The organism is Nocardia asteroides (assembly GCA_019930625.1).
In the GTDB taxonomy this organism is placed as follows: domain Bacteria; phylum Actinomycetota; class Actinomycetes; order Mycobacteriales; family Mycobacteriaceae; genus Nocardia; species Nocardia sputi.
This window is the reverse complement of the sequence record CP082844.1, coordinates 4228969-4248806: the sequence shown is the minus strand read 5'-3', so window position 1 is coordinate 4248806 and position 19838 is coordinate 4228969. Positions and strand designations below refer to the sequence as shown.

The following is a 19838-nucleotide window of genomic DNA, read 5'->3' as shown; positions in this document are numbered from 1 at the left end:
GCTCACCCCGCCAGTGCCTTCGGAATAGTCGCGTGTTCCGGCAGGATCACCCCGCAACCGAGCGAGGCCGCGAAGGCCGCCGCCTGGTAGCGGTAACACCGCCGGATCTTCAGACGCGCCTGCGTCGACAGGTCGCGCGTGATGGCTTCGATGCGCGGCAGGTCGCCGCGCAAGGGCTCGGTGATGGTCACCAGCGCCCCGAAGCGGGTCACACCGTGACCCCTGGCCTGCTCTTCGCGGGCCTGCTGAGTCGCGCCCACCCGCAGCGTCGCCGCCGCGGACACGACCCCGCGTTCGCTCTGTTGGGCCACCAACGCGTTCTTGAAGTCGTCGTCGACGATTTCGGCGGCGTCGGCGGCTGAGTGCGGACGGTACACGATCGCGATACGTTTGCGCGGGACTTCGGGATTGGGTGCGAGCAGCCGCTGCAGCACCCGCTCGTCGACCGCGCCCTCGGGAGCGGCGTCCATCTCCCAGGTGACCGACCGGCCGCCGTCGTGCACCAAGTGATCCCACTTCTCGTCATGGGACACCGGGCCCGCGTCCGCCCAGTCCAAACCGTGGCCCTCGGGTTCGCCCGCTGCCACTTCCAGGTCGGCCTGCGAGGCGGGATCGTAACTGCGGCGAATGAACGAGATCACCTCGTCGGCCGACATCGGCTGTGCGCGCACACCGGCTTCGGCGAGCGCCGCGCAGATCCCGGGCAGCCGACGGCCGATCTCGACCGCCTCCTCCGCCGGGTTCTTGCGGCGCTCGGCGGTGGTGGCCTTGAACGTGATCGCCACACGCGGCAGCAATTGCACACGCTCCTGGGGCAATTCGGTGGCCAGCTCGTACATGACCTGCTGGGCCAGCTCCGGCGCCTCCGGCCTCGTGATCGTGGAAACCTCCGTGAGCAGGCGGTTTCCGGTCTCGGGCACGGTGTCGATGACCGGCACCACGGCGACGATGTCGCTGGTCTGTCCCACCGAGGCCAGGAAGGTGCCCCACGCCGACACCCACCGGTCGATCACCGGTTGATCCACCGCCTCGTGTCCTTGCGGCCACGCGCGCAGCACCACCGTGTACTGGGCGAACTGCGGGAGGTGGATCATGCCGAAGCTGTAGCCACCCGCGTCGATGCCCTCGTACAACTTCGAGGGCGCCAGCAGTCCGGGCAATCGGGTGACGCCGCCCGGGATCCGGGAGAAGCGGCCACCGCGGTACACGTGCTCGCCGCGACTGCGCGAGCGCATCCAGTTGAACATCATCAATCCCGTCTCGTAGCCCGAACGACCTCCGGTCCGCCACACCAGCGGGACCATGACGACGACACCGGTGCCGCCGACGATCAGACCCCACTGGAAGCCGCCGACCATCGCGGTGATCAACGCCGTGATCACGACCGCGAAGCCGAGAACGGTTTCCTCCCAGCGCAGGCCGAAAAGACCCGCGCTGCGCGGCTTCTGCCAGAGTCCGTACGAGCGCCGCTCGTAGGTGTCGGTGAGTGTCATCGCGGAATGGTGCTCCTCCCGAGGTCGGGTGAACGGTTCGTCCAGCGATCGCCCGCGACGTCACCCATGGCTTGGTCGGCCCGGCTCAGGCCGCCGCTCGCGGCGCGCGCCGCGCCGATCCGGCCGGCCGCCCTGGCCGCTCCGGACGCTACTCCCGCCGCGCCCGCTGGTCCGGAGGCGCGCGGTGCCGCACCACCCTGACCACCGCCGCCACCTCGTGGCGGGGTCGGCCGCGGTGCGCCGCCGCCACGCGGTCCGGCCGGACCGCCGGGCCGGGGCCCGGTGCCGCTGCCGCCCACGTAGCCGGGCGCGCCCGCCGCCGCGGCGCCCTTGACGCCGACCGCCTTGGTGCCCATCGCGCCCAGGGCCGCCACACCGACCAGGGTGCCGCCCGCCGCGGTGAAACCCGAACCGCCGCTGCCGACGATCGCGACGGCCGGAGTGACCAGTCGCATGAGCGCGGGCAGCACGAACGCCACGCTGCACAGCAGCACGATCGCGACCAGCATGCGCTGGGCCTGCTCACCGTCGGGCAGACCGCCGGTCGGGGTGAGCGAGTCGACGTGGCCCGCGGTGGTGAACGCGATCATGTAGACGATCGCCGCCACCGGTTTCCACAGCATGAAGGCGATGATCCAGCCGATGAGCTTCTGATAGGACTGCTTGCCGACGTTCATGCCGGAGGCCGCCGCCGCCAGCGGCAACACGCCCGCTGCGATCACCAGCAGACCTTGCCGGACGATGGCGAGCACGATCTGCGCGAGGGCGCCGAGCAGGCCGACGATCGCGATGATCAGCACCAGGCCCGGTGAAAAAGCTTGCAGCTTGCTGGTTTTCACCATCAGCTCGGCGAGGTCCTTGGCGTTGCCGTTGGTCGAGTCGCTGATGATCCACTCCGCGAAACGATCCGACGCCTGCGTGCCCGCCACGATCACCGCGCCCAGCATCCAGGAGCTGAACACGACGCGGGTGAACATCCGGAACGATTCGGCCGCCTCGTTCATCGTGGCCCCGCGTCTGGCTTCGGCCAATCGCGCGCCGGAGAGGATCACCGACGCTATCAACAGCAGGATCTGCGCTTGATAGGTGTAGTCGTTGATCTTCGTGAACAGTGAGCCGGAGTCGCTGACCGCCTCGTTGGGCACCTTCATCCAGAAGGTCAACGCCAGGATGATGGCCTGGCCGAGACCGTTCATCAGCGAATCGACCACCTTGCCGAAGGTCGAGTCCCAGGCCTTGTCCTTCACCGCCTCGGCGGCCTGGCCGGGATGCGAGGCGGCATTGCCCGCCTTGCACGCGGCGGACGCGGCGTCACCGAGAGAAATGCCGGGCAGTCCGACGTTGTCGAGCGTGTCATGAATCTCGTTGCACGTCTCGTCGAAACCGTAGGTCTGGCCGTAGGCCACGGTCGGCGTCGCGATCATCACCGTGAAGATGACCGCGAATATCGTGACTAGGCGCCTCACCATTGTGTCCACCCCTCGATGCTCCGCAGGGACTCGATCTGTACTCGCTCGTCACCTGTCACCGGGGTGAGCTTCCAATCTCCGTCTCGCCACCGGACCGCCAGGCGCATGCCCACCCATGTTGGTTGGCCATCAACTGTTTCTCGAGCCTTTCTCGCAAACTGCACTTTCGCGAAATCATCTGCATAGCTTTCGATCCGGAACGCATCCGAAGCGAACAACAGGGGCCTCAGCTTGTCGGGCAGGCGGTCGGACACTTTGCCCTCGGCGACGAGCCGGTCGTACTCGGCCAAGTACTGCGGCGTCACATCGACCAGCCGAATCAGCAGGTCACGATCTTTGGGATTGGCGTTGGTCCGCCAGTAGATCTGCTCGGCGGCCAGCGCGGCGCCCTGCGGAGTGTGCGCGAAGCCCAGGGCAGCGGAGCCGTCGATCCTAGCAGGGCCGTCGGAAGCGGAGAAGCGCACGACAGGACCACCGAACACCCGCTGCCATACGCCCTCGCCGCTCGACGGCGTGGGTGCAGCGGAGATCCATCCGGGCGTGCCCGGACGCTGTTGTTGGTCCGGATGCTGGGGCAGGACAACACCTGTCGCGCGGATCGGCACATCGACCCGGCGGCCGAACATGTCGTTCTCGGGATTACCGAAGGCCGCGCCGCCGGGATCTGCAGCGGTGCCCGATGTCGTGCCCGTCGCAGCGACCGGTTCGTCTCCGGATGCGTTGTCTCGCAGAGCGACAGTCGTCAGTGCAACCGCGAGCGCGACACTGATCACCGCGCCCGCGCCCATCAGCGCCAAGGGCATCCGGCCGGATCTGCGCGTGGTCACCATCTCGTCCACCCCGTCAACGATTCGAGGTACTCGGTCTGCGCGTTGTTGGTGGTCGAGGGCTTCAGGCGCCAGTCCCCTGCATCCCACACCATGACCAGGCGCGTCGCCGCCCACAGCTGCTTGCCGTCCACCACCGGTCCCCTGGTTGCCAGCCGGATGATGGCGAGATCGTCGGCGTAGTCGTCCACTTTGAACGCGTCCGAGGCGACGAAGTAGCGAGTCACCTTCTCCGGCTGCTGCTGCGGCAGACGGTCGTCGGCCAGCGCCTTGTCGTAGGCGGCGATCTGCTGGGCGGAGACTCGGACCTGCCGCACGTACAGGTCGCGGTCGGCGGGACGCGCGTTGAGCCGGTAGGTGATCTGCGCCGCGGCCAGCACCGCGCCCTGCGGGGTGTGCGAGTAGCCGACGGCCAGGTCGTCCTCGATCCGCGTCGGCCCGTCGGAGGTGGAGAACGGGACGGAGGCGCCGTACACCCGCTGCCAGCCGTGCGGTTCGGTGGTGCCTTCCGGCGCCGCGGTCAGCCAATCCGGATCGGTGGGCTTGCGCTGGCGGGAGGGGTCCTGCGGAAGCGGTTGTCCGGCCGCATTGTTGGGGATATCCACCCGTCTGCCGAGGATGTCCACCTCAGGGGTGGCGAAGCCGGTGCCGCCCGAGCCCTCGGTGACGGCCGGTGCGCCGCTGATGCTCTCGTCGTCGCGGCCGACGAAGACGAAGATGCCGACCACCACGATGAGCGCCAGCACGGCGGCGGAGGCGACGACACCGAAGGAGACACGGTCGCGCGCGTACGACTCCCTGTCGCTCACGTCGGTGCCTCCAATTTCACTATGTCGGTGGGTAATGCGTCGATCGAGTCGATGGGTCGTGCGGTCGAGTCCGGATCGGGAAGCCGCAATCTCCAGTCGTCGCCGAACCATTCGACGGCCGTGTGGTGCACCGCCTTGGAGCTGTCGGAGTATTCGGTGTACACGTCGACGGTGGAATGCCGCTCGGTATAACCGGTGATCCGGTATCCCAGCAAGCGGGGAGCGAACTCCGGTCCCGCCGGGCCGGTGATGGACAGCTGCACCCGGTTGATCGCCCACTCGTCCTTGGCCGGGCCCGGAACCACTTCCCTGGCAGCCACTTTCGCCCACTGGGTATCGGCGGCCACCGCCAAGCGGACCGAATGGGTCAGCGCGGCGATGCCCGCCCCGCGTGGCGAGTGGTCGAAACCGGTCGCCGCGCCGTCGGCCGTCGAGCGCGGCCCTTGGTCGGTGTGCGGCAGCGGCACACCTTGGAACGGCTGCCACCGGACGTTGGTGGGAGCGGCCGACAGATCCGGCCCCGCCGAGTCCTCGTTACCGCCACAGCCGACCGCCGCGAACAGCAGCGCGGCGCCCACGACTCCGGCCGCGGGGCGGCGGATGTCGCGCCGCCACGCCGCGGAGTCCGCAGGCCGCAGTACTGTCGAATTCATTCCCGCGTCGTCCCCGTCCCGATCCGGCGGCTCACGCGGGCAGGAACGCCAGGGCGATCCCCGACGCCGTGCTCGCCACCACGGCACCCAGCAGACTCATCAGGACGCCGTGCGAGGCATCGTTCATGGCCAGATCGCTGCGGAAGGTCAGCCACAGCTTCCCCGCGGACACGATCATCCAGGCCAGGCACACCAGCAGGACGAACCACAGCAGCCAGTTCAGCAGCTGCATCAGCGGTGCCAGAACGTCGGCGGGCATCTGTTTGTAGGCCAGCAGCTGCGCCGCGGGCATGCGCACAGTACTCATCGCCGACATCAGGTGCCGATGACGGCGTTCATGATGGTGCCCGCGCTCGTGGCGACCACGCCGCCGATCATCGCGCCCGCCACCATCTTCGGCGACTCCAGACCACCGCCGGTCCACTTCTCCCAGGCGAACCTACCGCCGGCGTAGATGATCCCGCAGATCCCGGACAACAGGACGAACCACGTGAGATACCGCACCAGCTGCAGGATCTTCTCCGAGCCCGGCGGCGCCTCGGGCGTCGGATTACCGACTTGCGCGAGTACGGTGCCGTACGTGTCCTGCACGGCGAGGAGGATCATGCTCATCGGGTGCCTTTCTCGAATAGTGGGTGGTTGTCGCCGATGCGATGCGGACGTTCACTCATCGGACGGCTTGCGGAGATCGGGTGACCGGCGGTCGTAGCTGGCCTCCTCCAATGCCGTCCGAGCGGCCGCCACGATGTCGGCGCCGAGCTCCCGGACATCGAGCGGGACTTCCTCCAGCAGATCGAGCTTGCGCTTCTTGGGCGGCAGCGGGTCACCGGGCGACCACACCGGCAGCTGCTCGGGTTCGACCAGCGTCCACTCCTCGTACCACGGCACCTGCCACACCTGCCCGGCCAGGGAGCCGACCACGTCGCGGTAGCGCCGGATCTCGGGAGCCATCCGGCCGGGCCGCGCGGCGACGGTGATCAGGCCGAGCACGTCGCAGGGACCGGCGAAACCCGAAAGATGCTGGCGCAGAAGGTCGTGCGCGCGGGACAGCCCGGCGATGGTCTCCCTGGCGACGAGGACGACGAACGGACTTTCGCGGTCGAAGACGCCGGGCCAGCGGCGGCCCGAATCCGCCGCGGGCGCAAGCACGTGCGCGAGGGTACTGGCTCCGGCGCCGCCGTGCACACCCAGCAGCCAGACCAGCGGCGCACGGCCGACACCGGGGACGGGGCGGTCCCAGACGGCGGCACGGCGGGACTCCGGCGGGGCGATCACACCGGCGGGCGCGGGGTCGGGCTGACGCGGAAAAATCATGGCGGCGGTCATGATGCCACCCCGGCGAGCAGGCGCCCATATGCCCGGCGCGTCTCGGCGGCCAACGAGGCGTGCCGCACCAGTTCACCGCGGGCCAGATGCGGATCGTAGGGAATCTCCCTGATATCGCGGACCCAGCCGGACAGGTGCTCACGCAAATGATCCGCTACCCGGGAGTCGTCACCCGGATACTGGTGGGAGACGACGATGGTGGTATCGCCGACGACGCCGCCGCCGTGCCCTTCTCCGGTGTCACCGAACTGGTCATCGAGCCATTCCAGCGCGACCCGCAACCGGTTGGCCGCGTCGGTGCGGGCCGGAATGGCAAGTACCAGAGCAACATCCGCGTCGTCGAGCAAGGGCGTCAGTTGCCTCGCGGCAATCGGATGTCCCCCGTCGTAGACGGCGGTGTATCCGGCGTCGTGCACCGCGCGGGCGACCGTGAGATACGTCGCACGCCTGCGCAACGGCGCGGCATCACGCCAGAGCAGCCCGATGCCGGAAGTCGCGCGTGACAGGCACTCCTTGAGCGGCGCGGGTTCGTCGTCACCGCGTCCGTACAACCAGGACTGCAAGCTGATCGGGTGCAGATGCTCGTCCGCGCCGCGCAGCGCGAGATCGCTGCCCGCCGTGGTGGCGTCCACCGCGACTGTCGGCGTCCCGGCCGTACCCAGTTCACCCGCCAAGCCCAACGCTGTCGTGGTGGTTCCCGCACCACCACATCCGCCGACCACCAGGATCGGCCGTTGCACCGGATGATCCGCCTCGGAGCCGTCACCCTTGCGGCGCCGCAACCGCACCACCGGAGCCTTGGAGCGCACCGGCCGGCTCGACGCCGCACCCTCGCCGGGCGCTTCGTCGAGCCAGCGGCTCCAGTCCTCTCCCATCGCCTCTGCTCTCCTTTATCCGGCCGCGATACCCGTGATCAGGGTGCGGCCGTCGATCACCGCGGTGGTGACCACCTGCCTGTTGTACGTGGCGGGCGCGCCGCCGGGCCGATACTCGGTGACCTCGACCGAATACCGGTTGTCGCCGACGGTCACGATCCGCACGCAATGCGTGGTGCCCGCCGGAACCGAGTCGATGCCCCGCTGGATGACCCAGGCGGGCTGGACGTCGGCGTCCGGGGCGACGGCCGCGCGGGCCCGTTCCCCGGAGCGCTCCACGTAGTACGCGTACTGGAACGACAGCACCGCGTCGGGCCCGGACCCCGTGCCCCCCGCCTCCGCGCTGCGCACGATCGCGTCGCTGCGCTCGGTGGGGCAGGCGCCCGCGCTCACCGCGCGCGGATTGCTTCCCGCCTGCGCGCTGCCGACGGTGAGCTGGACCGACGCGGAGACATGCGAGTCTCGCGGCTGCGCGGCGCGATCACCCGCGGCGCGCAGCAGGAACAGGACGCACACGGCTGCCACGGCGACGATCAGCACCGCCGCGATCACGATGAGCAGCACGCGGGCCCGGCGCATGGCGGGGTGGTCGCGGGCGGCTTGCCGCAGCCCGCGCGAGACCGCGGGGCGTGGCCGGTCGACGGGCTCGTGGTCGTCGTCATCCGCCCATGGGAACTGCGCGGGACCGGCCTGCCTCGGCGCGACGTAGTCGTCGTCGGGACCGGGAGCGTGCCCGGTCACCACCCAATCCGACCACCCGCCGGTGAACTCGCTGTGCTGCGCGGGCAGATCCGCCGGGGCGTCCTCGGGTTTGCGCTGCCACGGCTCGTCGTCGTCGCGAATGTAGTCCGGATAGCGCGAAGGGCCGTCGTCATCCACCGGGATGATGGCGTTCGCCTCGTCCCGCTTGCCTGCCTCCGGCGCACCGGTCTCCGGCTCCAAAGCGCCGTACCAGCGGGAAAGCTGTTTGTACGACTTCAACATTCCCCCATTCCCGCAGAGCAGGGCACGCAGTATCGCATCGTCGGACCCTCTCGGCGATCAGTTCGTGGAGAACGGGTAGGCGTTGGGTGTGCCGGGTCGGTCGGTGGGCGGAATCGATGTCACGCCGCCGGATGAGGCGCCATCGGCTCCTGTCCCGAACGGAAATTGTCCCGTACCGGACGAACTCGGCGTGGGAGACGCGCCGGAGCCGTCTCCGAAGAATCCCGTCGGCTGCTTCTCGAGCACTCCCCGCGGCTGGATCTCGCTGCCGAAGGCGTCGGCGATGTCGCGGGCGACGGCCGCGAACCAGTCGGCGACGAACTGCGTGGGAGCGTCACCGTTCGCCGAAACGGTCGCGCTGGTGTAGGCGGTGTGGCGCTGCACGGTGTCCCAGTAGCGCACCCAGGTGGTCGTATTCAGCAGTTCACTGTTGTCGGTGATGTTCTGCACCACCGCGTCGAACGCTTGGGTGACCAGCCGCACCCCGGTGGTCGGCGGAATCAGCTGGGGAATGGCGCCGAGCAACTTGGCGCCCAGCGACAGCAGTGCGGCGGGCGGGTTCGCCAGGCCAGCGGTGGCCAGCTCGGAGATGTTCGCCGGGGCGAGCACCGACCGAACCACGGTGATCACGGAGTTCAAGCCGATCATGCCGACCTTGAGCAGTGCCTGCAGCGCGCCGGGCAGATTCAGCGGCGTGCGCGGGTCGGAGGCGTCGGCGAGGCGCTGCGAGATCGACTTCTGCGGCGATATCGCCAGGGTGGCCAGTGAATTGCCTTGAATATCCTCGGCGACCACCCGAGTCGCGGTCTTGATCGAGGTGAACGCCAGCGCCTGTGCGATCGACACCAGCGACGCGATCGGGTCGCCGCCACTGAGCTTGGACTGGCCTGCCACGTTGGCGACCGCCTTCAGGATGGGCGCGCCGTCCGGGGCGTCGCAGGCGAGATCGCCCGCCGCGCAGAAACTCGCCACCCGGCCGGTGAGCGCCCCGAAGTTGGCGGCCTTGTCGCGTTCCGGGCCGATGCCACCGCCGGTGGCGGGCGCCTGCGGCAGGGCGGCGATGGATTCCAGCCGGTCACCCGAGGTGCCTGGCGCGGGGTCCGGGGTCGCTTTGCCCGGCGCGCCGGGAAACAGCGGTGCGCCGGGATTTCGGGTGGGGTCGCCGAACAGCGCGACGGCGGCCACCTTCTCGGCGGGCAGCACGCCATGGCCCTGGCCGATCTCCTGCGCGAACACCGAGGCGACATGCGCGCCCTGCGAATAACCGACCACCGCGAAGCGGCTGTCCGGGCAGGTGGCGGCGACGGTCTCGGCCATGTTCCGCAAACGAGTGAGGCCACCGGCCACTGACTCCGAGTAGGGCACCACGCCACCGGCTGTCGCACCGCCGAAGCCGGATTCGTATGGCACATAGGCACGGTCGACCAAGCCGGTCTCGGGAGCTTTCGCCATCATCGGCCGGAAGACCGTGGAGAGCATGCCGGTGTCGGTGGTGGGCGCGGCGTCGGGCGACGATTCACCGGTGCCCTGAATTCCCAAGGCGTACAACGCCGGACATGTCGCGATGCGGAGATTCGTGGAGGGGCCCGCCGGATTCGACGGCTCCGCCGTGGCGACACCGGCGGTCGCCACAGCCACGGCGAGTGCGACCAGCATCCCCGAGAGTCTTGCCGTGTATCCAGTCATAGCGATCCGCAATCAAGTCGTTTGCCGCAGCTACCCTCAACGCCATGAAACGCAATAGACCGTAACAGATTCCGGCTATTACTGCCGCATCGCCGGAAAAATTTCGTGACACGCCGATAGGAACGCGACACACCGTGGCACGTTCCCGGTTTCAGTCCGACAAGTTTCCGGTAGCGCACAACGAAAGGCAACCCGGAGCCGGAGCGCGCGCGGCCGAAACCGGTTGCGCCAACAGTTAATAGACAGCTATCGCAACTGTCAGGCCGCGGAGGTGACGCGGTAGACGTCGTAGACGCCTTCGACGTTGCGCACCACGTTCAGCAAGTGGCCCAGGTGTTTCGGATCGCCCATCTCGAAGGTGAACTTGCTGATCGCCACCCGGTCGCCGTGCGTGGCCACCGACGCGGACAGGATGTTGACCTTCTCGTCGGCCAGCACCTTCGTCACGTCGGACAGCAGCCGCGTGCGATCGAGCGCCTCGATCTGGATGGCGACCAGGAACACCGAGGACGGCGACGGCGCCCAGGACACCTCGATGATCCGTTCGGCCTGCTCCCGCAGGGAACCGGCGTTCGTGCAGTCGGTGCGGTGCACGCTCACCGCGCCACCGCGGGTCACGAAGCCCATGATCTCGTCACCGGGCACGGGGGTGCAGCATTTCGCCAGCTTGGCGACCGTGCCCGGAGCACCGGGGATCAGCACGCCCGCATCGCCGGTGACCCGCTGCCTGCTCGGTGTCGTCGACGGGGTGGAGCGCTCGGCCAGCTCGTTCTCCACGTCGCCGATGCCACCGAGCTGCGCCATGAGCCGCTGCACCACGTGATGCGCGGAGACCTGGTGCTCGCCGACGGCGGTGTAGAGCGTGGAGATGTCGGTGTAGTGCAGCTCGTGGGCGACCGCGGTCATCGCGTCGACGCTCATCAACCGCTGCAGCGGCAGCCCGACACGGCGGACCTCCTTGGAGATCTGCTCCTTGCCGCTCTCCAGCGCCTCCTCGCGCCGCTCCTTGGCGAACCACTGGCGAATCTTGGCCTTGGCGCGTGGCGACACCACGAAGTTCTGCCAGTCGCGGCTGGGTCCGGCGTTCTGCGCCTTGGAGGTGAACACCTCGACGACCTCGCCGTTCTCCAGCTGGCGCTCCAGCGCGACCAGGCGCCCGTTCACCCGGGCTCCGATGCAGCGGTGGCCCACCTCGGTGTGCACGGCGTAGGCGAAGTCCACCGGCGTCGACTTCTGCGGCAGCGTGATCACGTCGCCCTTCGGCGTGAACACGAAGATCTCCGGCGACTTCAAATCGAAACGCAGCGACTCCAGGAACTCGGCCGGGTCCGCGGCCTCACGCTGCCAGTCCAAGAGCTGGCGCATCCACGCCATGTCGTCGACCTCGGCGGTGTCGTTGGAGTGCTTGCCGCGGGTCTCCTTGTAGCGCCAGTGCGCGGCGATGCCGAACTCCGCGGTGCGGTGCATGTCCTGGGTGCGGATCTGCACCTCCAGGGGCTTGCCGTCCGGGCCGACCACGGTGGTGTGCAGCGACTGGTAGACACCGTAGCGCGGCTGGGCGATGTAGTCCTTGAACCGGCCCGCCATCGGCTGCCAGAGCGAGTGCACCACGCCGACGGCCGCGTAGCAGTCACGCACCTCGTCACACAGGATGCGGATGCCGACCAGATCGTGGATGTCGTCGAAGTCTTTCCCCTTGACGATCATCTTCTGGTAGATCGACCAGTAGTGCTTAGGGCGGCCCTCGACGATCGCGTTGATCCGGGAGGCGGCCAGCGTGTTGACGATCTCGGCGCGCACCCGCGCCAGGTAGGTGTCGCGCGAGGGCGCGCGGTCGGCGACCAGCCGGACGATCTCGTCGTATTTCTTCGGGTGCAGGATCGCGAAGGCGAGGTCCTCCAGCTCCCACTTCACCGTCGCCATACCGAGGCGATGGGCAAGGGGCGCAATGACTTCCAGCGTCTCCTTGGCCTTCTTCGCCTGCTTCTCCGGCGGCAGGAAACGCATGGTGCGCATGTTGTGCAGCCGGTCGGCCACCTTGATCACCAGCACGCGCGGGTCCCGGGCCATCGCGATGATCATCTTGCGGATGGTCTCGGCCTCGGCGGCGGCGCCCAGATTGACCTTGTCCAGCTTGGTGACGCCGTCGACCAGGTGGGCGACCTCGGAGCCGAAGTCTTGGGTGAGCTGGTCGAGGCTGTAACCGGTGTCCTCCACCGTGTCGTGCAGCAGCGCGGCCACCAGCGTGGTGGTGTCCATGCCGAGCTCGGCGAGGATGTTGGCGACGGCGAGCGGATGGGTGATGTAAGGGTCGCCGGATTTGCGGAACTGATGCTTGTGCCGCTCGTCGGCCACGTCGAACGCGCGCTGCAGCAGGGTCAGGTTCGCCTTCGGGTACAGCTCGCGGTGCACGGTGGCCAGCGGCTCGAGCACCGGCTTGACCGCGGCGATGCCACGCTGACCGGTCATGCGGCGTGCCAGACGCGCACGTACCCGGCGTGAAGCCGAGCTCGGGACGGCGGCGGAGGCGCCCGGCTGACGCGGAGGCGTCGGACCGGCCGGTGGTTTCGCGGGCAGCGCGGCATCGGTGGCGCCCGCGCCGTTCGACTGCGGGCCTGTCGATTGCTCGGCCTTCGCCTCGCCCAGATGCCGAGTCATGCCACCACCTCTCCGCGCCTCGATCGGACCACCCTATCCGACCGGTGCAACCTCCCGGACCACCAACTTTAGTCCGGCCGGAGCACCGACGTCCGATCAGCTGACCAAGGATGCGCATCGGAGTCCTCGGACGAGGAAAGGACGTGGGCGCTGTGCTGTTCCGGTCACCCGGACAGACGCCGCATATCGGGCGCGCACGCCCGCCGGACTCGGCCGTTCTCCTGAGACACGCCGACCCACCACACCGTGTCCCCCTGCGTCAACCAGCGCGTTCGCCCGATGAGACATAGCCCCGCGGCGCTCGGCGCGGCAATCACCCCGAGCGGGACGATCGACCGGAAGCGAGACCCGAGATCCGGAAGTGGACGCGTGGGGCGGGTGTCCGGGGCTCGGTCAGCGAATCGCGGCGGGCTGGGGTCCGGCCGACGGAGGTCGAGCGGGTACGGGCTCGGGACGAAGAGAGAGGCCGTCGAGATCGGAGGCGGGGGCCACGTCGAGAAGGTCCAGCACGGTGGGGGTGATGTCGACCAGGGTCGCTCGGGTGCTGGTGGCGCCGGGCCGGAAGTCTGGGCCGCGCGCGATGACGAAATTCGTCGTCTCGTCCGGCGACTGACCGCCGTGCCCGCCTTTCGGCGTATGGCCGTGGTCGGCGGTGACGAGGACGGTCCACCGCTCGGCGGGGTGGGCGGCGGCCCTGGCGTCGACGGCGGCGACGACGCGGCCGACCAGAGCGTCGATGCGTCTCACGGCGTCCAGGTAGGCGCCGGAGGCGCCGCCCGCGTCGTGACCGGCGCGGTCCACCTGGTCCAGATGGGTGAACAGCAGGTCGGGCGCGAATCTGCCGATCGCGGTGACCACGGCGTCGGTGGTGGCGGCGTCGGTGCGAGACTCGTCGCGGTCGTCGGGCACCGGCGCGGTGGAGACGACCACGTCGGCGCGCGGGCTGCCGCTGCCGGTCATGGTGGCGATCTGGTCCCAGGTGGCGATGGACTGGGTCTTCAGTGACGGCCGCGCCCGTTCGAGGTGGGTGAAGACCGTCGGGTACCGCGCGAACGGCGCGGCGGTGAACTGGTTGTTCGTGATGCCGTGCTTACGATCCCACACCCCGGTCAGCACGCTGGCCCAGGACGGCCCCGAGATGGTGATGTGCGGGGCGATAGATGAACGGCTCAGCAGGCCCTCGCCTGCCAGTCGCAACAGATTCCGCGCCTGCGCATGCTCGATCTTGTTGTACATCAGCCCGTCCAACCCGATCACGACTACTTTGGCGACCGGAGCCTCGCCCTCGGCGACTCCGATCGCGGCGGACAGCGGAAGGAACAGGATCGCCACGACGGCAACGACTTCCGACAGCAGTCGCACTCGGCTCATACCGCGAACCATGCGGGACCGACCGGTGCGCCCGATAGCCCGTCGCGGCAATGTTCACGGACGTTTCATCGAGTGCCGCACTGCCCGTAGCCTCGCTGAACAGCCCTTGAACGAGACATAGCGTCCTTTGACACGTCCTCCGCCGATATGGCTGGCTAGTCGTCGTGACCGCAGCGCGCACCGCACGGTGCATTCGCGTCGCGGCCGTCGCCGACCTGCATATGCGCGCGGCCGTGGCCGGACGTTTCCGTCCCGATTTCCTCCGCCTGGCAGCAGACGCCGACGTCCTGTTACTCGCAGGCGATCTGACCGATGGCGGCACCCCAGCCGAATCCGATCTGCTGTGCGCCGAACTCGATGATCTCCCGGTGCCGGTGGTGGCCGTGCTGGGTAATCACGACCACGACGACGGTTCCGGCCACCTGATCGCGGCGCGGCTCACCGCGCTGGGCGTCCACGTGCTCGACGGCACCGCGATCACCCTCGAGCTCAACGGGATCCGGCTGGGCGTCGCCGGAGTCATGGGCGGCAGCGGCGGCTTCCCCGGCCATCCCGGCAACCCTGACGAGGGCTCCGCCGAGCATCGCGCGCGTATGCGCCGCGGACCGCTCGACGCGCTGCGCCTGCGGCAGGCACTGGACACACTCGATTGCGAAACTCGCGTCGCCCTCATGCACTTCGCGCCTGTCGTAGACACCTTGGCCGGTGAACCAGCCAAAATCTTCGCCGGTCTCGGCTGCCATGATCTGGCCGGGGCGGTCGACGCGGGCGGGGCACTGCTCGCCGTCCACGGACATGCGCACGGCGGAACGGAATTCGGCCGGACCCAAGGCGGTGTGCCGGTGCGCAATGTCTCCTATCCGGTGCTCGGGCGCGCCTACGCCGTCTACGAGACCGGCCCTGACCCGCGTCGGGCAACCGCCGGGCAAGTACCCTCGCCGCCATGACGCTCGCCCGCTCGCTGCTCCTGTTCGCCCTCGCCGCGCTGGCCGAGATCGGCGGCGCCTGGCTGGTGTGGCAGGGCTGGCGGGAACAGCGCGGTGTGGTCTGGATCGTCGCGGGCGTCCTCGCTCTCGGCGCGTACGGCTTCGTCGCCACCTTCCAGCCGGACCCGAATTTCGGTCGCATCCTCGCCGCCTACGGCGGTGTCTTCGTCGCGGGCTCGTTGGCCTGGGGCGTGCTGGTGGACAAGTTCCGCCCGGATCGCTGGGACTACCTCGGTGCGGTGATCTGCCTTGTCGGCGTCGCCGTCATCATGTACGCGCCGCGCCGCTGACCGAAGTATCCGCGCCCACACGGAACCGTGGTGGTGCCGGTCCGCGTCCGAACCGCGATGCGGGCAACAACCCGCCCCGCGGTGAGTACGCCGTTCATTCCTGAGCGCCGGAGGCCCATACCGCGGCAGGCCGGCCGGTCGCTTCGACGGTGTTTGCCGGTACGCGCCGGACCCGGGAGGGCCGCCAGGGAAAGTCGCCCGCACGGCACCTTCGACTATCGGGCTCGATCGAGCACGTTCGGAGTCACCTTCCGGGCAGGTAGATCTTCAGCGTGGCAACCCATTCCGACACATGAGACGTGCGCGGATCAGTTCTCGGCCCGCTCGGCGTCGAGCAAGCCGCCGATGAGCATCGTTCCCGGCCCCTGCCTGCCACCCGGGCCGGGCAGCCACCGGACGTCGGTCGCGGTGAGCGGCTCGCCACACTCCCGGCACACCACCACACCGGCCGTCGGCCGCCCGCAGTCGCGATGCACCACGACGGCGGGCGGCCCTTCGGCGCCCGCCAGCCATTTGTCGCCCCAGCTGATCAACATGGTGAGCACTGGATACAAGTCGCGCCCACGTTCGGTGAGCAGGTACTCGTAGCGCACCGGATTCGACTGGTAGGCCCGCTTTTCGACGATGCCGTGCTCCTGCAGCCCATCCAGACGCGCGGCCAGCACGTTCGAGGCGATGCCGAGATCGCGGCGGAGATCCTCGAACCGGGTCAGCCCGACGAACAGGTCACGAAGGATCAGCGGCGTCCAGCGCTCCCCGATCGCGTCGACCGTGCGCGCGATCGAGCAGACGATGTCGGAGAAAGCAGCCTTGGCCATCAGGCCAGTCTAGTCCGTTGCTTTTTGCAAGTGACTTGAACTAGGTTCGGACGATCGACGAGAAAAGGGGTGAGCGGACATGTCCGATGCGATTGCCGAGTTCCGCAGGGCGACCGAGACCGGTGACATCGATGCGCTGACGCAGGTCTTGGCGCCTGACGCGGAACTGATCTCGCCGTTGTCGGGCCGGCTGGTGTTCCGCGGCCGAGACGATCTGCGGGTGCTGCTCTCGGCGGCCTACGGCAGCCTCACCGGCTTGCGCTGGACCGAAGAGATCGGCGCGGGCACGCGGCGCGTCCTGCTTGCCAGCGCCACGATCGGGCCGTTCCGGCTGACCGAGGCGCTGGTGCTCGGCCTCGACGAGCACGGGCGCATCCGCACGTTGCAGCCGCACTTACGACCCTGGCTCACGCTCACCTACCTCGCGGTGCGGTTGGCACCCGGCCTGTTCCGGCACCCCGGCGTCCTGCGGCGCGCCGCCAGGGCCGCGTAGCCACCGCGCACCGGCCACCGTGGCCGGATCGACGGCGAGTCAGGTCACCAGCGTCTCCGACAGCCCCTCCGCGGTCAGCTCGAGGCGCCGGGTCACCCCGATCTCGTCGAGGAAGCGCGGATCGTGACTGACCACGATCAGCGCGCCCTCGAAGCCGGCCAGCGCCTGGGTGAGGTGCTCCAGACTGGGCAGGTCGAGGTTGTTGGTCGGCTCGTCCAGCAGCAGCAGCCGCGGCGCCGGATCGGCCAGCAGCAGCATGGCCAGCGCCGCACGCAACCGTTCACCGCCGGACAGCGCCGCGGCAGCGACGTCGGCGTCCGCGCCCCGGAACAGGAAGCGGGCCAACTGCGCCCGGATCCGCTCCGCCGACGCGTGCGGCGCCGTCGAGGCGACGTTCTCGAATACCGATCGCCGCTCGTCGAACACGTCCAGGCGCTGCGGCAGCATCCGCCACGGCACCTTCGGCCCTTCCTGCGCGACGCGTCGCAACAGCGTCGTCTTTCCGACGCCGTTGCGGCCGGTCAACGCGATCCGCTCGGGCCCGCAGATCCGCAACGTCACCGTCGGCCCGCACGCCAGCTCGACCTGGTCCAGCTCGATCACGTCCTGGCCGGGATACAGCCGCGTGTCGGGCAGCTCCACCCGGATCTCCCGATCGTCGCGCAACAGCTCCTTGGCCTGCTCGAGCTGTTCCTTGGCGGTGTCGAGCTTTTCGATGTGGTTGTTGCGCAGCTTGCCGGCCGACACCTGCGCCTGCCGTTTGCGTTCGGCCATGATGATTTTCGGCTCCCGCTTCTGGTCCCACATCTTCTGCCCGTACCGCTGTCTGCGATCCAGCTTGACGCGCGCCTCGACGAGTTCGCGTGCCTGCTTGCGGACGTCGCTGCGCGCATCCCGGATCGCCGCGCGGGCCGCTTCCTGCTCTGCGGCGACGATCCGCTCGTACTCGCTGAAATTCCCGCCGAACAACCGGAGTTCGCCGTGGCGCAGCTCCGCGATGGACGTCATCCGCTCCAGCAGCTCACGATCGTGACTGACCGTGAGCACCGTGCCGGAGAACTGACCGACCACCTCGTAGAGCCGCCCGCGAGCCACCTGATCCAGGTTGTTCGTCGGTTCGTCCAGCAAGAGCACGTCGGGCTCGGCGAGCAGCTCGGCGACCAGTCCGAGCAGCACCGTCTCGCCGCCGGAGAGGGTGTCGAGTGTGCGATCGAGCTGTCGCACCGAGTCCGCGACGTAGTGCAGGCCGAGCCGGGCCAACAACGCCAACGCCCGCTCCTCGACGTCCCAGTTGTTTCCGACGAGGTCGAAGTCGGCGTCATCACCCTGGCCGGACTCGATGCGGTGCAGCGCTTTTCGGACTTCCGCGATGCCGAGTACCGCGTCGACGCGCTGCCCCGCGCCCAGACCGAGATCCTGGCGCAGATACCCGAGCTGCCCGCTGACCGTGATGGATCCACGAATCGGTCTCAGCTCCCCCGCGATCAATCGCAGCAACGTGGACTTGCCCGCACCGTTTCCACCGACCAAGCCGATGTGACCAGGGCCGAGGACGGCATCCAGCCCCTCGAAAACCGGGGTGCCGTCCGGCCAGCCGAAAGTGAGATCGGAAAAAGACAGATTGGTCATGCCAGCTCCCAGAGGTTGCAACGAAACACGGCGCGCGAATGCGGGCCGTACGAGTGGCTACCTCAGATGAGCAACGGCAGAACTCCGATCAACGGGGATAAGACTCATCCAGGTTAAACACAACTCGGCCGGATGCGCCAGTGCGATCCGGATCACACTTCTGCGGTCAGGACGACGCGCCGACGACGGCCGCCGCGGCGGCAGGCAGCGGATAGGGCCCTCGTCCGGAAGCCAACGAGCCGCCGCCTCCAGCTTTCCGGCGGCTACCATCTGCCGCAGCTGCCCGCACCTCCGGCGTGACATCAGGGATACCGGTGATCCAGCGGTCGACGCAGTGTCCCACGGCGATGCCGCCCAAGCCCACTTGCAAGGAGCGGTACGACAGTGGCCGATGCCCGAGATCGCGTTCCGGGTCCCATTGGATGCGCACCGGACTCGCTTCGAGCCGCTCGGCCCATGCCTTTCGGTTCGAATGGAGTTTCGGCTCGTAGTGGCTCAGGCAGGAATGCGCCAGCGCCCATTCGAACCCGGCTCGGGTGATGGTGACGGCCAAGACGCGCTCTTGGCCGGGCTTGCTCGCCCACCCGCAGCGATACATCATCCACAGGAACGAGGGCTTGACCCACGTCATCCGCTCCCGGCGGAACGGGGCGACGAAAGTGCCTGCGGCAAGGGCTGGTTCAGCGATCTCCGGCGCGTACGCCTGGTAGACGACGATGGTGTGCTCGTCGTAGACCGCCCGGATCCGGCGCAGCGGCTCGTCGGTTCGCATGCCGCGATCCCGGCAGCCGACGCCGGTTGCGGGCAACGAAGTTTCCGCGCGGCCACCGATGGCCGCGGTCGCGGGAGATCCCGCGCACCCGGTCTTGCTCTGGCTCAGATGTGGACGATCGAGGTCAGCGGGTAGTCGCCCTGCCGTTCGCGCCCGCCGAGGAAGCCCAGTTCCAGCACGACCGCGGCGGCGGCCACCTCGGCGCCGGCCTGCTTGAAGAGTTCGGCGGCCGCGGCCAGCGTGCCACCGGTGGCGAGCACGTCGTCCAGCAGCAGGATCCGCCGCCCCGCCAGCTCGATGCCGTCCGCGGGAATCTCCAACGCGGCGGTGCCGTACTCCAGGCTGTACTCCCGGCTGATCACCGGCGGCGGCAGCTTGCCCGCTTTGCGGATCGCGAGCACACCGGTGCCGAGGGTCGCGGCGACACCGGCCCCGAGCAGGAAGCCGCGAGCGTCGACCCCCGCCACCAGGTCGGCGTCGGGCGCGCACGCGGCCAGGCAGTCGATCACCGCGCGGAAGCCCTCGGCGTCGGCGAACACCGGGGTGAGATCGGCGAAACGCACACCCGGTGTGGGGAAGTCGTCGTGCCAGCGAGTCAAACGGTCGACCACTCGTGCGGCATTGGTGGTCCGTTCGGCGGCTATGTCCTCGGACTCGATTGCCGCATGCTTGCTCATCGACACCTCTCCATGATCACAT

Annotated in this window: 20 protein-coding genes; 3 read left to right on the top strand and 17 right to left on the bottom strand. The window is 68.8% G+C overall.

The window, feature by feature from the left end; translation table 11 throughout:
- Positions 1–2: 2 nt before the first annotated feature.
- The 13 genes from K8O92_19645 to K8O92_19585 form a co-directional block, all read right to left on the bottom strand.
- Positions 3–1493: a hypothetical protein gene (locus tag K8O92_19645; protein ID UAK30160.1), complete on the bottom strand. Its 1491-nt coding sequence runs from the start codon at positions 1491–1493 to the stop codon at positions 3–5.
- A complete protein-coding gene (locus tag K8O92_19640; protein ID UAK30159.1) occupies positions 1490–2962 on the bottom strand; it encodes a conjugal transfer protein TraG N-terminal domain-containing protein in 1473 nt (490 codons plus the stop codon). Before K8O92_19640 ends, K8O92_19645 begins: the two co-directional genes overlap by 4 nt.
- Positions 2956–3759, bottom strand: a complete 804-nt coding sequence (locus K8O92_19635; GenBank protein UAK30158.1) for a hypothetical protein — start codon at positions 3757–3759, stop codon at positions 2956–2958. The genes K8O92_19640 and K8O92_19635 overlap by 7 nt, the downstream gene beginning before the upstream one ends.
- A gap of 26 nt (positions 3760–3785) precedes the next feature.
- Positions 3786–4598: a hypothetical protein gene (locus K8O92_19630; GenBank protein ID UAK30157.1), complete on the bottom strand. Its 813-nt coding sequence runs from the start codon at positions 4596–4598 to the stop codon at positions 3786–3788.
- Positions 4595–5200, bottom strand: a complete 606-nt coding sequence (locus tag K8O92_19625) for a hypothetical protein (protein ID UAK35821.1) — start codon at positions 5198–5200, stop codon at positions 4595–4597. Before K8O92_19625 ends, K8O92_19630 begins: the two co-directional genes overlap by 4 nt.
- Before the next feature lie 82 nt (positions 5201–5282).
- On the bottom strand, positions 5283–5567 hold the full coding sequence (locus tag K8O92_19620; protein UAK30156.1) for a hypothetical protein: 285 nt from the start codon (positions 5565–5567) through the stop codon (positions 5283–5285).
- Positions 5567–5863: a hypothetical protein gene (locus K8O92_19615; GenBank protein ID UAK30155.1), complete on the bottom strand. Its 297-nt coding sequence runs from the start codon at positions 5861–5863 to the stop codon at positions 5567–5569. The genes K8O92_19620 and K8O92_19615 overlap by 1 nt, the downstream gene beginning before the upstream one ends.
- Before the next feature lie 51 nt (positions 5864–5914).
- Positions 5915–6577 (bottom strand): hypothetical protein, encoded by a 663-nt coding sequence (locus tag K8O92_19610; protein ID UAK30154.1) that lies wholly within the window; start codon positions 6575–6577, stop codon positions 5915–5917.
- On the bottom strand, positions 6574–7452 hold the full coding sequence (locus K8O92_19605) for a hypothetical protein (protein ID UAK30153.1): 879 nt from the start codon (positions 7450–7452) through the stop codon (positions 6574–6576). Before K8O92_19605 ends, K8O92_19610 begins: the two co-directional genes overlap by 4 nt.
- A 15-nt stretch (positions 7453–7467) precedes the next feature.
- Positions 7468–8436, bottom strand: coding sequence for a hypothetical protein (locus tag K8O92_19600; protein ID UAK30152.1), 969 nt, complete (start codon positions 8434–8436; stop codon positions 7468–7470).
- A 57-nt stretch (positions 8437–8493) separates the two neighbouring features.
- Positions 8494–10092, bottom strand: coding sequence for a cutinase family protein (locus K8O92_19595; protein ID UAK30151.1), 1599 nt, complete (start codon positions 10090–10092; stop codon positions 8494–8496).
- 288 nt (positions 10093–10380) lie between these two features.
- Positions 10381–12780: a RelA/SpoT family protein gene (locus K8O92_19590; protein UAK30150.1), complete on the bottom strand. Its 2400-nt coding sequence runs from the start codon at positions 12778–12780 to the stop codon at positions 10381–10383.
- 393 nt (positions 12781–13173) lie between these two features.
- Positions 13174–14142, bottom strand: coding sequence for an alkaline phosphatase family protein (locus tag K8O92_19585; protein ID UAK35820.1), 969 nt, complete (start codon positions 14140–14142; stop codon positions 13174–13176).
- A 230-nt stretch (positions 14143–14372) separates the two neighbouring features.
- Here K8O92_19585 and K8O92_19580 point away from each other — a divergent pair, with 230 nt between their 5' ends.
- Positions 14373–15098 carry a metallophosphoesterase gene (locus tag K8O92_19580; protein UAK35819.1) on the top strand — a complete coding sequence of 242 codons (726 nt, stop codon included), beginning with the start codon at positions 14373–14375 and terminating at the stop codon, positions 15096–15098.
- A complete protein-coding gene (locus tag K8O92_19575; GenBank protein UAK30149.1) occupies positions 15095–15427 on the top strand; it encodes a YnfA family protein in 333 nt (110 codons plus the stop codon). Before K8O92_19580 ends, K8O92_19575 begins: the two co-directional genes overlap by 4 nt.
- Positions 15428–15735: 308 nt before the next feature.
- On the opposite strand, the gene K8O92_19570 is transcribed toward K8O92_19575, so the two are convergent.
- On the bottom strand, positions 15736–16245 hold the full coding sequence (locus K8O92_19570; GenBank protein ID UAK30148.1) for a helix-turn-helix transcriptional regulator: 510 nt from the start codon (positions 16243–16245) through the stop codon (positions 15736–15738).
- A 79-nt stretch (positions 16246–16324) separates the two neighbouring features.
- Between K8O92_19570 and K8O92_19565 the strand changes: the two genes are divergently transcribed.
- Positions 16325–16738, top strand: a complete 414-nt coding sequence (locus K8O92_19565) for a nuclear transport factor 2 family protein (protein ID UAK30147.1) — start codon at positions 16325–16327, stop codon at positions 16736–16738.
- 39 nt (positions 16739–16777) lie between these two features.
- Here the strand turns inward: K8O92_19565 and K8O92_19560 are convergent, their stop codons facing one another.
- The 3 genes from K8O92_19560 to K8O92_19550 all read right to left on the bottom strand — a co-directional run bounded on the left by K8O92_19560 (position 16778) and on the right by K8O92_19550 (position 19816).
- The gene (locus tag K8O92_19560) at positions 16778–18367 is read right to left on the bottom strand and encodes an ATP-binding cassette domain-containing protein (protein ID UAK30146.1); all 1590 of its coding nucleotides are present in this window, start codon (positions 18365–18367) and stop codon (positions 16778–16780) included.
- A gap of 166 nt (positions 18368–18533) precedes the next feature.
- A complete protein-coding gene (locus K8O92_19555) occupies positions 18534–19139 on the bottom strand; it encodes a DUF4291 domain-containing protein (GenBank protein ID UAK30145.1) in 606 nt (201 codons plus the stop codon).
- A 104-nt stretch (positions 19140–19243) separates the two neighbouring features.
- A complete protein-coding gene (locus K8O92_19550; protein ID UAK30144.1) occupies positions 19244–19816 on the bottom strand; it encodes an adenine phosphoribosyltransferase in 573 nt (190 codons plus the stop codon).
- Between the last annotated feature and the right edge of the window lie 22 nt (positions 19817–19838).